18 protein-coding genes are annotated in these 18,441 nt (G+C 55.8%); 11 read left to right on the forward strand and 7 right to left on the reverse strand.

The genetic code is table 11. The features are described 5' to 3' along the window. Entirely contained in the window at nt 1-1,140 is a 1,140-nt protein-coding gene (arnB, locus tag ACQG1Y_RS22265) for a UDP-4-amino-4-deoxy-L-arabinose aminotransferase (RefSeq protein ID WP_047056061.1), read from the reverse strand. 324 nt (nt 1,141-1,464) lie between these two features. Then, nucleotides 1,465-1,971 (reverse strand): phenolic acid decarboxylase, encoded by a 507-nt coding sequence (locus ACQG1Y_RS22270; RefSeq protein ID WP_017384099.1) that lies wholly within the window; start codon nt 1,969-1,971, stop codon nt 1,465-1,467. Nucleotides 1,972-2,070: 99 nt separating this feature from the next. Here ACQG1Y_RS22270 and ACQG1Y_RS22275 point away from each other — a divergent pair, with 99 nt between their 5' ends. The 3 genes from ACQG1Y_RS22275 (at nt 2,071) to ACQG1Y_RS22285 (ending at nt 4,548) form a co-directional block, all read left to right on the forward strand. Beyond that, nucleotides 2,071-2,952 (forward strand): LysR family transcriptional regulator, encoded by an 882-nt coding sequence (locus tag ACQG1Y_RS22275; protein ID WP_368740864.1) that lies wholly within the window; start codon nt 2,071-2,073, stop codon nt 2,950-2,952. A 32-nt stretch (nt 2,953-2,984) separates the two neighbouring features. Beyond that, nucleotides 2,985-3,779: an SDR family NAD(P)-dependent oxidoreductase gene (locus ACQG1Y_RS22280; RefSeq protein WP_032649780.1), complete on the forward strand. Its 795-nt coding sequence runs from the start codon at nt 2,985-2,987 to the stop codon at nt 3,777-3,779. Between the two features lie 106 nt (nt 3,780-3,885). Next, a complete protein-coding gene (locus ACQG1Y_RS22285; protein ID WP_003861228.1) occupies nt 3,886-4,548 on the forward strand; it encodes an HAD family hydrolase in 663 nt (220 codons plus the stop codon). Nucleotides 4,549-4,608: 60 nt separating this feature from the next. On the opposite strand, the gene ACQG1Y_RS22290 is transcribed toward ACQG1Y_RS22285, so the two are convergent. Both ACQG1Y_RS22290 and ACQG1Y_RS22295 read right to left on the reverse strand, forming a co-directional pair. Next, complete coding sequence (locus tag ACQG1Y_RS22290) at nt 4,609-5,634, reverse strand: TerC/Alx family metal homeostasis membrane protein (RefSeq protein WP_015571505.1); 1,026 nt, start codon at nt 5,632-5,634, stop codon at nt 4,609-4,611. An 87-nt stretch (nt 5,635-5,721) separates the two neighbouring features. Next, nucleotides 5,722-6,921, reverse strand: coding sequence for an NAD(P)/FAD-dependent oxidoreductase (locus ACQG1Y_RS22295; protein WP_368740863.1), 1,200 nt, complete (start codon nt 6,919-6,921; stop codon nt 5,722-5,724). 228 nt (nt 6,922-7,149) lie between these two features. Between ACQG1Y_RS22295 and pitA the strand changes: the two genes are divergently transcribed. The 3 genes from pitA to ACQG1Y_RS22310 all read left to right on the forward strand — a co-directional run bounded on the left by pitA (nt 7,150) and on the right by ACQG1Y_RS22310 (nt 9,599). Then, complete coding sequence (gene pitA, locus ACQG1Y_RS22300) at nt 7,150-8,649, forward strand: inorganic phosphate transporter PitA (protein ID WP_003861225.1); 1,500 nt, start codon at nt 7,150-7,152, stop codon at nt 8,647-8,649. Between the two features lie 175 nt (nt 8,650-8,824). Next, a complete protein-coding gene (locus ACQG1Y_RS22305) occupies nt 8,825-9,214 on the forward strand; it encodes a polymorphic toxin type 44 domain-containing protein (RefSeq protein ID WP_047740725.1) in 390 nt (129 codons plus the stop codon). Then, the gene (locus ACQG1Y_RS22310) at nt 9,192-9,599 is read left to right on the forward strand and encodes a hypothetical protein (protein ID WP_033488097.1); all 408 of its coding nucleotides are present in this window, start codon (nt 9,192-9,194) and stop codon (nt 9,597-9,599) included. Before ACQG1Y_RS22305 ends, ACQG1Y_RS22310 begins: the two co-directional genes overlap by 23 nt. A gap of 43 nt (nt 9,600-9,642) precedes the next feature. Here the strand turns inward: ACQG1Y_RS22310 and uspB are convergent, their stop codons facing one another. Then, complete coding sequence (gene uspB, locus ACQG1Y_RS22315; RefSeq protein WP_003861224.1) at nt 9,643-9,978, reverse strand: universal stress protein UspB; 336 nt, start codon at nt 9,976-9,978, stop codon at nt 9,643-9,645. Between the two features lie 283 nt (nt 9,979-10,261). Between uspB and uspA the strand changes: the two genes are divergently transcribed. Further along, entirely contained in the window at nt 10,262-10,699 is a 438-nt protein-coding gene (gene uspA, locus ACQG1Y_RS22320) for a universal stress protein UspA (RefSeq protein WP_003861223.1), read from the forward strand. A 91-nt stretch (nt 10,700-10,790) separates the two neighbouring features. Here uspA and rsmJ read toward each other — a convergent pair whose 3' ends face one another. Both rsmJ and prlC read right to left on the reverse strand, forming a co-directional pair. Beyond that, nucleotides 10,791-11,543 carry a 16S rRNA (guanine(1516)-N(2))-methyltransferase RsmJ gene (gene rsmJ / locus ACQG1Y_RS22325; RefSeq protein WP_368740862.1) on the reverse strand — a complete coding sequence of 251 codons (753 nt, stop codon included), beginning with the start codon at nt 11,541-11,543 and terminating at the stop codon, nt 10,791-10,793. A 7-nt stretch (nt 11,544-11,550) separates the two neighbouring features. Next, nucleotides 11,551-13,593, reverse strand: coding sequence for an oligopeptidase A (gene prlC / locus ACQG1Y_RS22330; RefSeq protein ID WP_033488098.1), 2,043 nt, complete (start codon nt 13,591-13,593; stop codon nt 11,551-11,553). 208 nt (nt 13,594-13,801) lie between these two features. Here prlC and ACQG1Y_RS22335 point away from each other — a divergent pair, with 208 nt between their 5' ends. From ACQG1Y_RS22335 to ACQG1Y_RS22350, 4 genes are all read left to right on the forward strand, one after another. Next, nucleotides 13,802-14,644, forward strand: a complete 843-nt coding sequence (locus tag ACQG1Y_RS22335) for a 23S rRNA (adenine(2030)-N(6))-methyltransferase RlmJ (RefSeq protein ID WP_006808562.1) — start codon at nt 13,802-13,804, stop codon at nt 14,642-14,644. A 70-nt stretch (nt 14,645-14,714) separates the two neighbouring features. Continuing rightward, complete coding sequence (gorA, locus tag ACQG1Y_RS22340) at nt 14,715-16,067, forward strand: glutathione-disulfide reductase (RefSeq protein ID WP_017384179.1); 1,353 nt, start codon at nt 14,715-14,717, stop codon at nt 16,065-16,067. Nucleotides 16,068-16,238: 171 nt separating this feature from the next. Next, nucleotides 16,239-16,526: a hypothetical protein gene (locus tag ACQG1Y_RS22345; protein WP_003861213.1), complete on the forward strand. Its 288-nt coding sequence runs from the start codon at nt 16,239-16,241 to the stop codon at nt 16,524-16,526. Between the two features lie 241 nt (nt 16,527-16,767). After that, nucleotides 16,768-18,417: an alpha,alpha-trehalase gene (locus ACQG1Y_RS22350; protein WP_015571511.1), complete on the forward strand. Its 1,650-nt coding sequence runs from the start codon at nt 16,768-16,770 to the stop codon at nt 18,415-18,417. Nucleotides 18,418-18,441 lie beyond the last annotated feature (24 nt).

Genomic DNA, 18,441 nt, shown 5'->3' on the forward strand with positions numbered 1-18,441 from the left:
TCAATGTCCTGCAAGCTGATGGAGCGCGGTAATGACGCGGGTTGTGTCGTCATGGGTCATGTCCGGGAAAAGAGGGAGAGAACAAATACGCGCGCTGTTCCATTCAGAGTTCGGAAGCGACACATCAGGGAAACGCTCGCGGTAGTATTTTTGCGTATGTGCCGCACGGAAATGCAGGCCCGTACCGATGCCCTGCTCCTTCAGCGCGGCCATCAGGGCATCACGCGAGAGGCCGCACCGGGCCTCATCCACGCGAATGATAAACAGGTGCCAGGCGTGCAGATGCGGCCAGGACGGAATGCGCAGCGGCTGGAAAGGGGTATCCGAGAGTTCAAGCAGGTAGCGGTCGGCAATGTCGCGACGGCGCCTGTTGGCTTCGCCCAGCTTGCCGAGCTGCACCAGCGCCAGCGCGGCGTTGATATCCGCGAGGTTGTATTTAAAACCCGGGGTGATGACCTCGGCCTGCGGCGCGCGGCCATGGGTCTGGCGGTCATAGGCATCAACGCCCAGACCGTGGAACTTCAGGCTACGGATGTTTTGCGCCAGCTGTGCGTCATCCGTCACCACCAGGCCCCCTTCGGCGCAGGTCATGTTTTTGATGGCGTGAAAGGAGAAGATGGCCGTGCCCTGCCAGCCCACGTGACGGTTTTTGTAGTAGGTTCCGGCGGCATGGGCGGCATCTTCAATGACGGGAATACCGTGGCGTTCACCGACGGCGCGGATGGCGTCAATATCGCACGGCGCGCCCGCATAATGAACCGGCACAATGGCTTTCGTGCGAGGCGTAACGGCGGCGTCGACCGCTTCAGGCGTCACCATCAGCGTGTCTCTGTCGACGTCGATCATCACCGGTATGGCACCCAGCAGCACGATCATATTCAGCGTCGATACCCAGGTCAGGGAGGGCGTAATCACCTCATCGCCGGGACCAATCCCCATCGCCATCAGGGTGACGTGCATCCCCGCCGTGGCAGAGGAGACGGCAATCGCATGACGGTTTCCCGTCAGCGTACAGAACGCCTCTTCAAGCATCTGATTTTTCGGCCCGGTGGTGATCCAGCCGGAGGTTACTACCTCCTGTACCGCGGCGATTTCCTCCGCGCCCATTGAGGGCCGGGAAAAAGGCAAAAAATCACGCATTATTAATTTCCTTGAGTTATGCATGGCAACTTTTTGATATTAACCAAATGCCGATGCGTTTATTTCAACGAACCATAAACTCATCTCAAGGTAACGTTCATTTCTTAGGGAAAAATTAAGATGGTGATAAAAAGGAGGAATGAATTGATATAAATTTATTATTAAACAATAGGTTAAGTAATTATAAATTATTTATTATGTGATTCCGCTCACCGTATTAAAGTCAATTATCTAAACCAAACATCAACAAATAAAAAAATCCCCGACCATTTCCAATAAATATGAAATAAGTCGGGAACTTTTCTTTTTAGTTAATTGTCGCGCTTATTTTAAATTATCAGGAAAGTTTTTTGGCAACTCGCTGGCCGCGCACGCAATAACGCTATCGTCATTCGCACCGCAGTCGCGCACAAAGGTGATGGTGGCAAATTCATCAATCACTTCGGTTGGATACGCTGGCCCGGCATCACGGTAGCTATTCATCAGTGGAATGTGATCGTTCTGGAAGCAGACGGTTTTTTCCGGATTATTCATGACCCAGCGCGGGAAGAAGATGGTGCCGTGGAACAGGCTGTCGCCCAGGTTCACGATCAGGCTCACGTCGGTACCGGTTGGCTCCGTCCAGGAAATTTTATAGATGCTCTCCCCAACACGAACAATGTAGGCCTGCTGATCTTTCACCCAACGGTTGCCCACCAGACCGCTGTGAATACGGTAGTCCAGGGTGTTTTCGTTTTTAACGTAAATTTCGTAGTTCCAGCCATTATCGTAGGTATATACCAGATGTTTGCCGACGAAGCCGCTTAAATCATGTTTATCGAAGGTGCTCATACGATGTCTCCTTTGTTTTGATGAGACGATCGTACCCCTTCAAAAAATGAATGAATAACGCTATGTTTGAATCAAATTCATCCAAAATTTAGATTAATTATGCACAAGACGACGCTCGAACAGTGGGCCTTGCTGGAGAGAGTCATCGAGGCTGGCAGCTTCGCTAAGGCGGCGGAAGAGACCCACCGCAGCCAGTCCTCGGTCAGCTATAACCTGTCGCTGTTGCAGGAGCGGCTGGGCGTGGCGCTCCTGATGACAGAGGGACGGCGTGCCGTGCTGACACCGGCGGGTGAGCTGTTGCTGAATCAGGTTAAACCGCTGCTGAAAGCCTTCGCCTATGTTGAAACGCGCGCTGCGACCCTGCGCAGCGGGATGCGAACCCGTGTCGACCTGATGGTAGACAGTATTTTTCCGCGCAGCCGGCTGTTCGCGATTTTGCGCCAGTTTCAGCAGCTGTACCCGCAAACGCAGGTGCGGCTTACCGAGGTGCTGGAAAACAGCCGCGCGGATGCGCTCAATGATGAAGCCGACGTGATGGTCTTAACCCGCCGCCAGGACATTACCGGCCTGGGCGAATGGCTGATGAATATCGATTTTGTTGCCGTCGCGCATCACGCTCACCCGCTGTTTGCGCTGGATACACCGCTTAACGACGAGATGCTACGACCGTGGCCGCGCATTCAGATCGCAGACAGCCAGCCCACCGCTCACCCTACCGGGGAGTCTTGGACCTTCTCCACCATCGATGCCGCGATCGAAGCGGTGATGTATCAGGTTGGATACGGCTGGTTACCGGAAGAACGCATTCAGACCCCGCTCCAGCAGGGCATCCTTAAAACGCTGCCGCTCAGCCACGGCGTACGTCGCGCCACGCCGCTGCACCTCATCGTCAAACGCTCCCTCAGCCCGCTGGACGAGCAGGTTGAGACGCTGTTGCGCCTTTTTAAACAGGAGCCGTCATCGTCAAGTGCTACGCTTTAAGTTTTGAACCATAAGATGACAAGGAGCGAATGATGAAAATTGATTTAACGGGGAAAGTAGCGCTGGTGACCGCGTCCACCGGCGGTATTGGGTTTGCCATCGCCCGCGGGCTGGCGGAGAGCGGTGCGGAAGTGATCGTGAACGGGCGCAGCGTCGACTCGGTGAACAAAGGCATTCAGGCGCTACAGCAGGTGGTGCCTGGCGTACAGGTCCGTGCCGCCATCGCCGATCTGAGCTCGCAGGAGGGCGTTGACGAACTGCTCAGGGTTGCCACGCACGTCGATATTCTGGTGAATAACGCCGGGATCTATGGCCAGCAGGATTTTTATTCCACCGACGACGAGACCTGGGAACGCTACTGGCAGACCAACGTGATGTCCGGCGTGCGCCTCTCCCGTGCCCTGCTGCCAGGCATGGTACAAAAGGGCTGGGGTCGGGTAGTGTTTATCTCGTCAGAATCGGCCTGCAATATTCCTGCGGATATGATCCACTATGGCGTGACAAAAACCGCCCAGCTCTCGCTGGCGCGCGGTCTGGCGAAGTTCGTGGCAGGCAGCGGCGTGACGGTGAACAGCGTGCTGCCGGGCCCGACAATGTCGGACGGTTTTGCCGCGATGATGAAAGACGAGATCGAAAGAACCGGTAAATCGCTGGAACAGCTGGCGAAAGAGTTCGTGATGGCGAATCGCCCCAGCTCGGTGATCCAGCGCGCCGCCACGGTGGAAGAAGTGGCAAATATGGTGGTATATGTCTGTTCCATGCAGGCCTCCGCGACTTCCGGCGCGGCGCTGCGCGTTGACGGCGGCGTGGTGGATGACATTGTTTGACCCGTCAGGCCACAGGTTCAGGAAAAAATGCGACCTGATATAAGGACTGTGAAGGTAAAGCAGGTAAACTAGTGAACAGAATGTGTATTTCAGCTAAGACGTATTTATGACCAATATGATTGCCGACGAAGCCGTGGCGAAGTCCAGCGTGCTCTCTGTCTTTGACTTTGATGGTACGTTGACGCACCACGACAGTTTTATCCCGTTCCTGCGCTTTGCCTTTGGCAAGCGCTACTTTGCTGGCCGACTGGTGCGCATGGCCCTGCCTACGCTGCACTGTGTGCGCCGCAAGCTGACGCGAGATGAGCTGAAAGAGGTGTTGATCAAAACCTTCCTGACGGGGGTGGATGAGCACTGGTTACGTCAGCAGGCGGAAGCCTTCTGTGAAAAATACTGGAACAAGCTGATGCGCCCGGAAGGTGTGCTGGCCGTCGCCAACGAGGTCAATTCCGGTGCGGAAGTGACGATTTGCTCTGCTTCCCCGGCGCTGGTATTGCAGCCGTGGGCCGATAAGCTCGGCATTAAGCTGATTGGCACGCAGCTGGAAGTGAAAGACGGCAAGCTGACCGGGCGGATCACCGGCCACAACTGCCGTTGTGCCCAGAAGGTGGCGAGGCTGGAGAAGGTGTATGGGGATTTGAACGCGTATCACCTGCGCGCCTGGGGCGACACGCGTGGCGACCACGAGTTGCTGGCGGCGGCGCAGGATCCGCACTGGCGGCATTTTCATCATCCGAGCAAGCGCCGAAATTCACCAATTAAGGGTTAGGTGCGGCCCGGTGCCCTCACCCCGGCCCTCTCCCACAGGGAGAGGGAGAAAAGCGGTACATCAGGCCTCACGTTTTCCCGGGAACATCACGCTCGCAATAATCCCCAGCGCCAGTACCCCCAGCACCACAAACAGGCTTGCCGTGGCGCCGATGTTATAACCGTGATGCCAGAAGTGGTCGGTCGCATTCAGCCCCAGCTTGAACGCCACGAAGAACAGCAGTAACACCACCGCTTTCTCCAGATGCACCAGATACTGCTTCAGCGCTTCCAGCACGAAGTAGAGGGTACGCAGGCCGAGGATCGCGAACATCATTGCGCTGTAGATAATCAGCGGCTCACGGCTGACGGCAATGATTGCGGGTACGGAATCGAAGGCGAACATCACGTCGGACAGCTCCACCACCGCGACGCAGAGCAGCAGCGGCGTCGCGTAGCGCTTCGCCTTCTTCACGCGGCCTACCATCACATCCTTGTTTTCAGGTTTCTCCAGTTCGGCATCCACCTCTTTCTGGGTCAGGATAAACGCATGGCTGCTGATTTTTGGCCACACCGGGTAGAAGCGTTTCACCAGGCGGTACGCCAGATGGTTGGAGTAATCTTCTACTTCATCGCTCTCTTCATTGCGTTTCAGCATCATCACCGCCGTCCAGCCGACGACCAGCGCAAAAATGACCTCAACATACGGTCCCAGGCTCAGCAGGCTGGTGCCAATGGCAACAAAAATACCACGGAACACAATCGCCCCGAGCACGCCCCAGTAGAGCACGCGGTGACGATATCTATCCGGCACGCCAAACCAGGCGAAGATCGCCATCATCACAAACAGGTTGTCGACGGAGAGCACCTCTTCCAGCGCATAGCCGGTCAGGAACAGACTGGCCATCTCCGCGCCGTGGTGCACGTATAAGAATCCGGCGAAGGCCATCGCCATCATGACCCAGAAGATGGACCACATGACCGCGCTTTTCAGCGAGATCGGTTTATCGTGACGGTGCATGAAGAGGTCGATAAACATCGCCCCAACGGCCATCACCACGAAGACAACAACGGTTTCCGTCGGGAAACCGAGATGAGCAGCAGACATAGACAACCCTTTTAAGAAGACAAAACACCATGCACACAATAAAAAGCGTGGACCCGATAAGGACGCAGCACGCTAAAAAAATAAATATTAACCGTTCTTTTCAGCGAGTGCCTGCGCGCATGCCCAGGCACTGGCCCACGCCCACTGGAAGTTATACCCGCCGAGCCAGCCGGTCACGTCCATCACTTCACCAATGAAATAAAGACCCGGCACGTTGCGGGCTTCCATCGTGCGGGATGAGAGTTCGTTTGTATCCACGCCGCCCAGCGTCACTTCCGCCGTGCGGTAGCCTTCGGTGCCGTTTGGCTGTACGCGCCAGTTCGTCAGCGTCTCCACCAGCGTTTCCTGCTCGCGGCTGTTGAGCTGCTTGAGCGCGACATCCGGAATTTGCCCTAATACCTGCAAGCACTCCACGAGACGCTTCGGCAGCTGCATCGCCAGGGTATTTTTCAGGCTTTGATTCGGGTGCGCGGCGCGTTGCTCGTTGAGGAAGGCGTCCAGATCGCAGTCCGGCATCAGGTTTACGGAGACAAACTCCCCCGGCTGCCAGTAGCTGGAGATCTGCAATACCGCCGGGCCCGAGAGTCCGCGATGGGTAAAGAGCAGATTTTCGCGGAACACCGTGCCGTCTTCGGCCGTAATGACCGACGGCACAGACACGCCGGAGAGCGTCTGAAGCTGTTCCAGCAGGGGCTTATGCAGCGTGAACGGTACCAGCCCGGCGCGGGTGGGCAGTACCTTCAGGCCAAACTGCTCGGCAATTTTATAGCCGAACGGTGAGGCGCCCAGACCCGGCATCGAGAGGCCGCCGCTGGCGATCACCAGGTTATCGGCGCTGACGGTTTCACCGTTGAGTTGCAGCGTGTAGCCCTCCTCGTCACGGGCGACGTCCAGCACTTCGGTGCGCAGGCGCATAACTACGCCGCCATTCTCGCACTCGGCCACCAGCATATCGACAATTTGCTGCGCGGAGTCGTCGCAGAACAGCTGCCCCAGCGTCTTCTCATGCCACGCGATACCGTGTTTACCCACCAGCTCGATAAAATCCCACTGGGTGTAGCGCGCCAGCGCAGATTTGCAAAAATGACGGTTTTGGCTCAAATAGGCCGCAGGCTCGACATAAAGATTAGTAAAGTTGCATCGCCCGCCGCCAGACATCAGGATCTTGCGGCCAGGCTTTTTTCCGTTATCCAGCAGCAGCACGCGACGACCCGCTTGTCCGGCCATCGCCGCACAAAACATACCCGCCGCACCGGCGCCAATTACTACGGCATCAAACCTTTCCACGTCAAAATCCTCTTCGTTAACTGCCGCGGATTGTAAAGTTTCCTCAGTGGTCGCACCAGCGTAAAAAGATATTACAAAGCCATTTCATTGATATTTAAAGATTATCCTTTCAGGCACATTTCTCAAATCAGGTGGTATGTCAAAAAAAGTCTATATTTCACTTTGCCCGTTGCGCATTTGTCCTGGATAATGCGCCGCGTTCATGTCCTCAAAATGGCGTAACGTCCTATGCTACATTTGTTTGCCGGCCTGGATTTACATACCGGGCTTTTATTATTGCTTGCTCTGGTTTTTGTGCTGTTTTACGAAGCGATCAACGGCTTCCACGACACTGCAAACGCAGTAGCAACGGTTATCTACACTCGCGCAATGCGATCGCAGCTTGCGGTCGTGATGGCGGCGGTATTTAACTTTTTTGGTGTCCTCCTGGGCGGACTGAGCGTTGCGTATGCCATTGTGCATATGCTGCCAACGGATCTGCTGCTTAACGTGAGTTCCGGTCATGGCCTGGCCATGGTGTTCTCAATGCTGCTTGCTGCGATTATCTGGAACCTCGGTACCTGGTATTTCGGCCTGCCGGCATCCAGCTCTCACACCCTCATCGGCGCGATTATCGGTATCGGGTTAACCAATGCCCTGATGACCGGGACCTCCGTCGTTGATGCGCTGAATATCCCGAAAGTTCTCGGTATTTTCGGCTCTCTGATCATCTCCCCTATCGTCGGTCTGGTGGTGGCGGGTGGCTTGATTTTCATCCTGCGTCGCTACTGGAGCAACACGAAAAAACGTGCGCGTATCCATCTGACGCCAGCAGAGCGTGAGAAGAAAGACGGCAAGAAAAAGCCGCCGTTCTGGACGCGTATCGCGCTGATCATTTCCGCTATTGGCGTCGCCTTCTCTCATGGCGCGAACGATGGTCAGAAAGGTATCGGCCTGGTGATGCTGGTTCTAATTGGCGTCGCACCGGCGGGCTTCGTGGTTAACATGAACGCCTCCGGTTACGAAATCACCCGTACCCGTGATGCGGTAAACAACGTTGAGACTTACTTCCAGCAGCATCCTGATTTGCTGAAGAAAGCGACCGGCGTGGACCAGCTGATTCCTTCTCCGGAGTCAGGCGCAACGACGGCACCGGGCGAGTTCCATTGCCATCCGGCAAACGCGATTAACGCGCTGGAACGTGCGAAAGGCATGCTGGCCGATATCGAAAGCTATGACAAACTGGCTGTTGAACAGCGTGGTCAACTGCGTCGCATCATGCTCTGTATCTCCGACGTGACCGATAAAGTCGCGAAGCTGCCAGAGGTTAATGCTGACGACCAACGTCTGCTGAAGAAACTGAAAGGCGATATGCTCAACACCATTGAGTACGCGCCAATCTGGATCATCATGGCGGTCGCGCTGGCGCTGGGTATCGGTACGATGATTGGCTGGCGTCGTGTGGCGACCACCATCGGTGAAAAGATCGGTAAGAAAGGCATGACCTATGCGCAGGGTATGTCCGCGCAGATGACGGCAGCGGTATCTATCGGTCTGGCGAGCTACACCGGTATGCCAGTCTCCACCACCCACGTACTCTCTTCGTCCGTGGCAGGTACCATGATTGTTGACGGCGGCGGTTTGCAGCGTAAAACCGTGACCAACATTCTGATGGCCTGGGTGTTCACCCTCCCGGCGTCCATCCTGCTGTCTGGCGGTCTGTACTGGATTTCGCTGAAGCTGATTTAATCGGCTGAAGGCGACAAAAAAGCGGGTCAGGAAACTGGCCCGCTTTTTTTATGGCTGCTATTTGCCATGAAGTATTTGATAACATGAGGATTTTCTGAACATTTTTTGTTCAATTTTAACACACAGAAAAAACTATCATGGCGGCCAGAAGAAAAATCCAGACAAAGGAGAATGTATGGCTTCTGTCCCTCTCTCAGGACCGGGTTCAATCGTTATAGCGAACAATATGCGCGAGGCTCGCCTTAACGGAATGTCACACAATATGGCCACGCCCTCAACGTATTATTGGTTCTACCAAAAAGTCCGAAATGGCGGTCCCTGGGATTATAAAAAATTCGACCCTTATTTTGCTGCATTTGGTAACTTCAACTTCGGAGCCGCAGGTACTGCGGCAGGTATCCCTGCAAACATCCTTCTTATGGGCGCAGGCTGGGCTCAAGGCCGGGCAGGTACCTCAAAACCGGAATGGGGAAAATGGTACGAAAAGCCTCCTTACGGAGACGACCCAACGGACCAACGCAACATCAGAGAAGGAATAGAATATGCCATTCAAAACGGCTATTAAATGGATTCATCGCCTTGTTACCGTTTCGCTTCTGGTTCTGGTCATTGGATTTCTCTGGTTAAACCATCAACCCAATCAGCGCAATAGCGATGAGCTACAGCGCGTTTATCAATTATCCGATAGCGTCTGGCTCTATATGACCGTGAACAATCAGGGTGGCACAACCGTACCACCAATTTACCGATACTATCTCTCTGGAGCGCTCGCAGGGAAAGACACTGACATTATCCATCAGCTGGCTATGAAGTATCCGGTCATCGAAGGTACAGGCACGATAACCTCAGCCAGTATTGATACAAGCGGGGAAGTGAAAATTGCCTATAGCGGAAAGGTTATTTCGATTGAGAACAATGTCTCCAGTCTCCGGTTCTCAGTTAAGCCCTGAGCCAGAGGAAAGAAGGCGGGGCTTTCCCCGCCTACTGTGGTACTCAGTGCCAAATCATCAATGCAATCATACTGACCACGACCAGCCCGCACAGGGCACTGGTCAAAATGAACTGACGACGCAGGCGCTCGCAGCGACGGATAAACTCTTCATCGTGGTGATCGCGGTAGCGTTGGTAGTAGATATACCCCACCAGACGCATCTGCTTGCTGGGCTGTCCGTGCGAGGTGAAGAACCCTCCACCGTCCACATACTGATAAAGCAACGGATCGCAACCACGAAGTACCACTAACAGCGCACGTAACGATGAGAAGTAGCGCGCCATATTCACTATGCAAACCACGCATAACGCCCAAAACAATGCGACGGTGCTAATCATACATCCTCCCCGGCGTCCGCCCACGAAGCAAGGCTCCTGAGCTACCGCACCCCAATGCCCTGACAGACAGTTCAGTGAAAGAATGACCAAAAGTCGATCCGGTTCGCGTTTTAATATCCGAACGGCTCATTAAATAGTGTAGGAGATCCGTTAATTTTTTTGCCACAAGGTTAATCGTTATCAACACCAAAGCTTGAAAAATATGTTTAACTGGGCCGTAATGAAAGCATCAGACGACGGCTTTCCCATTTAGTCATCGATAACTTAAGGAAGGAGTAACACTATGGCTTACAAACACATTCTCATCGCGGTAGACCTCTCCCCGGAGAGTAAAGTGCTGGTTGATAAAGCAGTATCCATGGCACGTCCCTACAACGCGAAAGTTTCGCTGATTCACGTTGATGTGAATTACTCCGACCTCTACACCGGTCTGATCGACGTGAATCTCGGCGATATGCAGAAACGCATCTCCGAAGAGACTCACCACGCGCTGAGCGAGCTTTCTACCAACGCGGGCTATCCAATCACTGAAACCTTAAGCGGTAGCGGCGATCTGGGCCAGGTGCTGGTTGATGCGATTAAGAAATACGATATGGACCTGGTGGTATGCGGTCATCACCAGGACTTCTGGAGCAAGCTGATGTCTTCCGCGCGCCAGCTGATTAACACCGTACACGTGGATATGCTGATTGTTCCACTGCGTGACGAAGAAGACGAGTAAGTGCAAAAAAGCCCGGTGGCGCTAACGCTTACCGGGCCTACAAGCGGCACTGAATGTAGGCCGGGTAAGGCGAAGCCGCCACCCGGCTTTTTTATTCTGGCGTTCCCGAATAAATATCAAATCGGTGTCCTTTGGTGGTCACCGCGTTAGTGGTCGCAACGTCCGCCAGCGGCGGCGCATAGTCCGGCCGCTTCACCACCACCCGCTTCGTCGCCAGCTGACGAGCCGGCTCCAGCAGGCCATCGGCATCTAAATCTGGCCCCACCAGAGACTGAAACACCCGCATCTCTTTCTTCACCAGCGCGCTTTTCTGCTTATGCGGGAACATGGGGTCGAGATAGACTACCTGCGGGCGCGGGGTGATATCGGTCAGCGCCGTCAGGCTGGAGGCGTGAATAAGTTGCAAACGTTCCTGCAACCACGGGCCGATTTCCGGGTCCGCGTAGCCCCGCGTCAGCCCGTCGTCGAGCAGCGCGGCGACAACCGGATTACGCTCCAGCATCCGCACCCGACAGCCGACAGACGCCAGCACAAAGGCATCGCGCCCCAGCCCCGCCGTGGCATCCACCACGTCCGGCAGATAGCTGCCTTTAATGCCGACCGCTTTGGCCACCGCTTCACCGCGACCGCCGCCAAACTTACGCCGGTGCGCCATCGCGCCGCCGACAAAATCGACAAAAATCCCGCCAAGCTTTGGCTCATCGCTCTTGCGCAGCTCCAGATGTTCCGGCGTCATCACCAGCGCCATCAGGTTGTCTTCATCATGTTCCAGCCCCCAGCGGGCCGCCAGAACAGATAAGGCGCCGTCCCCGGCGCCTGTTTCATCTACTAAGCAGATCTTCACGTAGCAATCAGCCTTTGATTCCGTAATGCTCCAGCATCGCATCCAGCTGCGGCTCGCGGCCACGGAAGCGTTTGAACAGCTCCATAGGCTCTTCTGAACCGCCGCGCGTCAGGATGTTATCAAGGAACGACTGACCGGTTTCGCGGTTGAAAATCCCCTCTTCTTCGAAGCGCGAGAAGGCATCTGCCGCCAGCACGTCGGCCCACAGGTAGCTGTAGTAGCCTGCGGCGTACCCGCCTGCGAAGATATGGCTGAACGCGTGCGGGAAGCGTCCCCAGGTCGGGCCTGGAATAACCGCGACCTGCTTTTTAATCTCAGCCAGGGTTTCGAGGATTTTCGCCCCCTGCTCCGGGCTGAACTCGGCGTGCAGGCGGAAGTCGAACAGGCCGAACTCCAGCTGACGCAGGATGAACATCGCCGCCTGGTAGTTTTTCGCCGCCAGCATTTTATCCAGCAGTTCTTTCGGCAGCGGTTCGCCCGTTTCGTAATGGCCGGAGATAAATGCCAGCGCGTCCGGCTCCCAGCACCAGTTTTCCATAAACTGGCTTGGCAGCTCGACCGCATCCCATGGCACACCGCTGATACCGGCGACGCCAGCGGTTTCGATGCGGGTCAGCATGTGGTGCAGGCCGTGACCGAACTCGTGGAACAGGGTGATCACTTCATCGTGGGTAAACAGCGCAGGTTTGCCGCTCACCGGGCGGTTGAAGTTACAGGTCAGGTAGGCGACCGGTTTTTGCAGGGAACCATCCGCTTTACGCATCTGGCCCACGCAGTCGTCCATCCACGCCCCGCCACGTTTGTTTTCACGCGCGTAAAGATCCAGATAGAAGCTGCCGCGCAGCTCGTTTTTCTCGTCATACAGCTCGAAGAAGCGCACGTCCGGATGCCAGACGTCGATGTCGGTACGCTCTTTCGCGGTAATGCCGTAGATGCGTTTCACCACCTCGAACAGGCCGTTAACGGCTTTGTTTTCCGGGAAGTACGGACGCAGCTGTTCGTCGCTGATGCTGTAGAGATGCTGTTTCTGTTTTTCGCTGTAGTACGCGATATCCCACGGCTGAAGCTCGTCCACGCCGAACTCCGCTTTCGCAAAGGCGCGCAGCTGAGCCAGTTCTTTTTCACCCTGAGGACGGGCGCGTTTCGCCAGATCGGTCAGGAAGTCGAGCACCTGCTGTGGGTTCTCAGCCATTTTGGTGGCGAGGGATTTATCCGCGTAGCTGCCGAAGCCCAGCAGCTGTGCCAGTTCGTGGCGCAGAGCGAGGATCTCCGCCATCACCGGGCTGTTGTCCCACTTACCGGCATTCGGCCCCTGATCGGAGGCGCGGGTGCTGTAGGCGCGGTACATCTCTTCGCGCAGGGCCTGGTTGTCGCAGTAGGTCATCACCGGCAGATAGCTTGGGATATCCAGCGTTAACAGGAAGCCTTCCTGCTCTTTCGCTTCGGCCTGGGCTTTTGCCGCCGCCAGCGCGCTTTCCGGCATACCCGCCAGTTCAGATTCATCGGTAATCAGCTTCGTCCAGCCCATGGTGGCGTCGAGGACGTTGTTGCTGTACTGGTTGCCCAGCTCGGACAGGCGCGCGGCGATTTCGCCGTAGCGAACCTGTTTTTCTTTTGGCAGGCCAATCCCGGACAGTTCGAAATCACGCAGGGCGTTATCGACCGATTTTTTCTGCGCCGTGTTCAGTTCGGCATAGTGGTCGCCGTCGCGCAGGTCGCGGTAGGCTTTGTAGAGCCCCTCATGCTGACCGACCCAGGTGCTGTACTCAGAGAGCAGCGGCAGGGTCTGTTCGTAGGCCTCACGCAGCTCCGGGCTGTTTTTCACCGAGTTCAGGTGACTCACCGGGGAGAAGATACGCCCCAGCACGTCGTCCACTTCGGCCAGCGGCTGACACAGATTTTCCCAGGTGTACGGCGCGCCCTGCGCGACCACGCTTTCTACCGCCGCACGGCAGTTGTTCAGCGACTGGGTAACGGCCGGAACCACATGCTCAGGGAGGATTTTAGAAAACGGTGGCAACGAAAAAGGCGTCAGTAATGGATTGGTCATAAACGCTGTCCTGTTGAAATAGATGAATGAAGCGCGCATCCGGCGCTGTGCATATTGTTTTCAGTAATGGGGTTAAGTGTAGAGGATTTCAATGCCGAAGGTTGTCGAAAAACGCCCGGTGGCGCTGCGCTTACCGGGCCTGCGGGTAATCTGTGCCGTTCTGCTGTAAACTGTGGCAAATCGTCAATTCAGCGGAATATCATTACCCATGCTCAGTTATCGCCACAGCTTCCACGCAGGCAACCACGCCGACGTCCTCAAACATACCGTTCAGAGCCTGATCATCGAATCGCTTAAAGAAAAGGATAAACCGTTCCTTTATCTGGACACCCACGCGGGCGCGGGCCGTTATCAGCTGAGCGGCGAGCATGCCGAGCGTACCGGTGAATATCTGGAAGGGATTGCGCGTATCTGGCAGCAGGACGATCTGCCTGCCGAGCTGGAGCCGTACATTGGCGTGGTGAATCACTTCAACCGCAACGGCCAACTGCGTTACTACCCGGGTTCACCACTGATTGCCCGCCAGCTGCTGCGTGAGCAGGACAGCCTTCAGCTGACAGAGCTGCACCCGAGCGACTTCCCGCTGCTGCGTTCTGAGTTTCAGAAAGATAACCGCGCCCGCGTGGACAAAGCCGATGGCTACCAGCAGCTGAAAGCCAAACTGCCGCCGGTTTCCCGTCGCGGCCTGGTGCTGATCGACCCACCGTACGAAATCAAAACCGACTATCAGGCGGTGGTGACCGGCATTAACGAAGGTTACAAACGCTTTGCGACCGGCACCTATGCCCTGTGGTATCCGGTAGTGCTGCGCGCGCAAATTAAACGCATGATCAAAGACCTCGAAGCGACCGGCATTCGTAAAATCCTGCAAATTGAGCTGGCGGTGCGCCCTGACAGCGACCAGCGCGGCATGACCGCGTCCGGCATGATCGTCATTAACCCGCCGTGGAAGCTCGAAGCACAGATGAACAACGTGCTGCCGTGGCTGCACAAAACGCTGGTGCCAGCCGGTACGGGTCACGCCACCGTGAGCTGGATCGTGCCGGAGTAATCGCAGCCATCGGTGGAAACTATTGATTTCAGGTATACAATCGCGGCAATTCACGATTAAGGACAACGCTATGACTAAGCATTATGACTACATCGCAATCGGCGGCGGCAGCGGCGGCATCGCCTCCATCAACCGTGCGGCCATGTACGGCCAGAAGTGTGCGCTGATTGAAGCCAAAGAACTCGGCGGCACCTGCGTGAACGTGGGTTGTGTACCGAAGAAAGTGATGTGGCATGCCGCGCAAATCCGTGAAGCTATCCATATGTATGGTCCGGACTACGGCTTTGATACCACCATCAACCACTTCGACTGGGATAAACTGATCGCCAGCCGTACCGCCTACATCGACCGTATTCACACCTCGTACGATAACGTGCTGGGCAAGAATAACGTCGACGTGATCCGCGGCTTCGCCCGTTTCGTGGATGCGAAGACGATCGAAGTGAACGGCGAGACGATCACCGCCGATCACATCCTGATCGCCACCGGCGGCCGTCCGAGCCACCCGAACATTCCGGGCGCGGAATACGGTATCGACTCCGACGGTTTCTTCGAGCTGCCTGCTCTGCCAGAACGCGTTGCCATTGTGGGCGCAGGTTACATCGCGGTTGAGCTGGCCGGCGTGATTAACGGCCTGGGAGCGGAAGCGCACCTGTTCGTGCGTAAACACGCGCCGCTACGCAGCTTTGACCCGCTGATCGTCGACACGCTGGTCGAGGTGATGAACGCCGAAGGCCCAACCCTGCACACCAACGCCGTGCCAAAAGCGGTGGTGAAAAATGCGGACGGTAGCCTGACTCTGGAGCTGGAAGATGGCCGCAGCCAGACCGTTGATTGCCTGATCTGGGCGATTGGTCGTGAACCGGCCACCGACAACTTCAACCTGGCCGCAACCGGGGTGAAAACCAATGAAAAAGGCTACATTGTCGTTGATAAATTCCAGAACACCAGCGTACCGGGCATTTATGCCGTCGGTGATAACACCGGCGCCGTAGAGCTGACGCCGGTTGCCGTGGCGGCGGGGCGTCGTCTTTCCGAGCGTCTGTTTAATAACAAGCCGGACGAACATCTGGACTACAGCAACATCCCGACCGTGGTCTTCAGCCACCCGCCAATCGGTACCGTCGGCTTAACCGAGCCGCAGGCGCGTGAGCAGTACGGCGATGACCAGGTGAAAGTGTATAAATCGGCGTTTACCGCGATGTATACCGCGGTCACCTCGCACCGTCAGCCATGCCGCATGAAGCTGGTCTGCGTGGGCCCGGAGGAGAAGATCGTCGGCATCCACGGCATTGGTTTCGGCATGGACGAGATCCTGCAAGGCTTCGCGGTGGCACTGAAGATGGGCGCAACGAAGAAAGACTTCGATAACACCGTGGCGATCCACCCGACTGCGGCGGAAGAGTTTGTGACTATGCGCTGATCCGTCTGATCCGCAACAAAACCGGCCAGCTGGCCGGTTTTTTTATGCCCTGGGCAGGTAAACCCAACGGGTGTACAAACGGTAACAAAATAACCCGGTACCCGCGGTGGAATTAACTAATCTTAGAAAGCGCTACGCGTTCGCCTGTTACTACGGAAAAAGATTAGAGATATGAAAATGCACGTAAAGATCACCGCAAAACTGATGGCCAAAATGCACCTTGTTCTCGCGCTGGTTTGGGCGATACTGACTATTCCTACCCTGCTGTGGTGGAAAAACAGCATTCTGTGGGTGTCGTTAATGAGCATTTACGCCATCGTGATTTCCCATCTGGCTGCGTACAGCGCCGCCCATGCGGAAAAAGCGGCCAGCAAAGCGATGGATAAAAGCGAAGGCGCCAGCCAGAAAGCCAATCAAACCGCCAACAGTCTTCAGGGCAATGCGCGTCAGGCGCATTAATCCCTGCGTATATGCAGAATACCGAATGCTCTGAATTTTATTCCTGCTCTGTTTCCAAAGATTCTGATTTAATAATTTCATAATCAAAGGGATATCTGATTTTCAGCGTGTTTAAATCCATTTTTAAAGCGTGATCTACCGCACACTTCGCACCGCACTAACCGAAGCGAATGTCTACGCTTTAAAGATAGCCGGGAAAAACCCGTATTGGTTACGACAAAAACCGGAGGTCCTGAACACCATGTTCAACCAGAAACTACAGACTGCCGAGGATATCGAGTTCGAGATTGCAGAAGAGCTGCGCTACGAAACCGATCCCTGTGAGTTAAAACTGGATGAGATGATCGAGGCAGAGCCGGAACCGGAAATGATTGAAGGGCTGCCGGCGTCCGATGCCCTTACGCCCGCAGACCGCTACCTTGAACTGTTTGAACACGTCCAGTCGTCGCGGCTGTTTGCGGACAGCAAAACCTTTCCCGACTGCGCGCCGAAGATGGATCCGCTGGATATTTTGATCCGCTATCGCAAGGTGCGTCGTCACCGTGATTTTGACCTGGCGCGCTTTGTGGAGAATCACTTCTGGCTGCCGGAGGACTACAGCAAAGAGTACGTCTCTGACCCCGGCCTGTCCCTGAAAGAACATATTGATAATCTGTGGCCGGTGCTGACGCGCGAACCGCAGGATCACATCCCGTGGTCGTCGCTGCTGGCGCTGCCGCAGGCCTATATTGTGCCCGGCGGGCGATTCAGTGAGACCTACTACTGGGACTCTTACTTCTCCATGCTGGGGCTTGCTGAAAGCGGTCGTAACGATCTGCTGAAATGTATGGCCGATAACTTCGCCTGGCTGATTGAGCGCTACGGCCATATCCCGAACGGCAACCGTACCTACTATCTCAGCCGCTCCCAGCCGCCCGTTTTTGCCCTGATGGTGGAGCTGTTTGAAGAGGACGGCGTGCGCGGGGCGAAGCGCTATCTTGAGCATCTTAAGATGGAGTACGCCTTCTGGATGGACGGGGCGGAATCGCTGCTGCTCAATCAGGCCTATCGCAGTGCGGTTCGCATGCCGGATGGCTCATTGCTCAACCGCTACTGGGACGATCGCGACACGCCGCGAGATGAATCGTGGATTGAGGACGTGGAAACCGCCCGTCATTCCGGTCGTCCGCCGAACGAGGTGTATCGCGACCTGCGCGCCGGGGCAGCCTCAGGATGGGATTACTCATCCCGCTGGCTGCGCGATCCTGCGCGGCTGGCCAGCATCCGCACGACACAATTTATCCCCATTGATTTGAACGCATTCCTGTTTAAACTGGAGAGCGCTATCGCCAATATCTCCGCGTCGAAAGGGGATAAAGAGACGGCTGATCTGTTCCGCCAGAAAGCCAGCGACCGGCGCGCGGCGGTGAACCGCTATCTGTGGGACGAAGAGAACGGCTGTTATCGTGATTACGACTGGCGGCGTGAAGCCCTGGCGCTGTTCTCTGCGGCCAGCATTGTGCCGCTCTATGTGGGCATGGCGACGCATGAGCAGGCTGAACGGCTGTCCGATGCCGTTAAAGCCCGTCTGCTCACGCCGGGCGGTATTCTCGCCACCGAATATGAAACCGGGGAGCAGTGGGATAAGCCGAACGGCTGGGCGCCGCTCCAGTGGATGGCGATCCAGGGGTTCAAGCAGTACGGCAACGACTCGCTGGGAGATGAGATCGCCTGGAGCTGGCTGCACACGGTGAACCATTACTACAAAACCCATCATAAGCTGATTGAGAAGTACCACATCGCCAGCAGCACGCCACGCGAAGGTGGCGGGGGTGAGTATCCGTTGCAGGATGGCTTCGGCTGGACGAATGGCGTGGTGCGGCGGTTGATTGGGCTGTATGGGGAGCCCTGAGCCTCACCCCTCACCCTGCCCCTC

Origin of the sequence: Enterobacter cloacae complex sp. 397G4, from assembly GCF_050031515.1 — a bacterium.
Classification (GTDB): Bacteria; Pseudomonadota; Gammaproteobacteria; order Enterobacterales; family Enterobacteriaceae; genus Enterobacter; species Enterobacter hormaechei_C.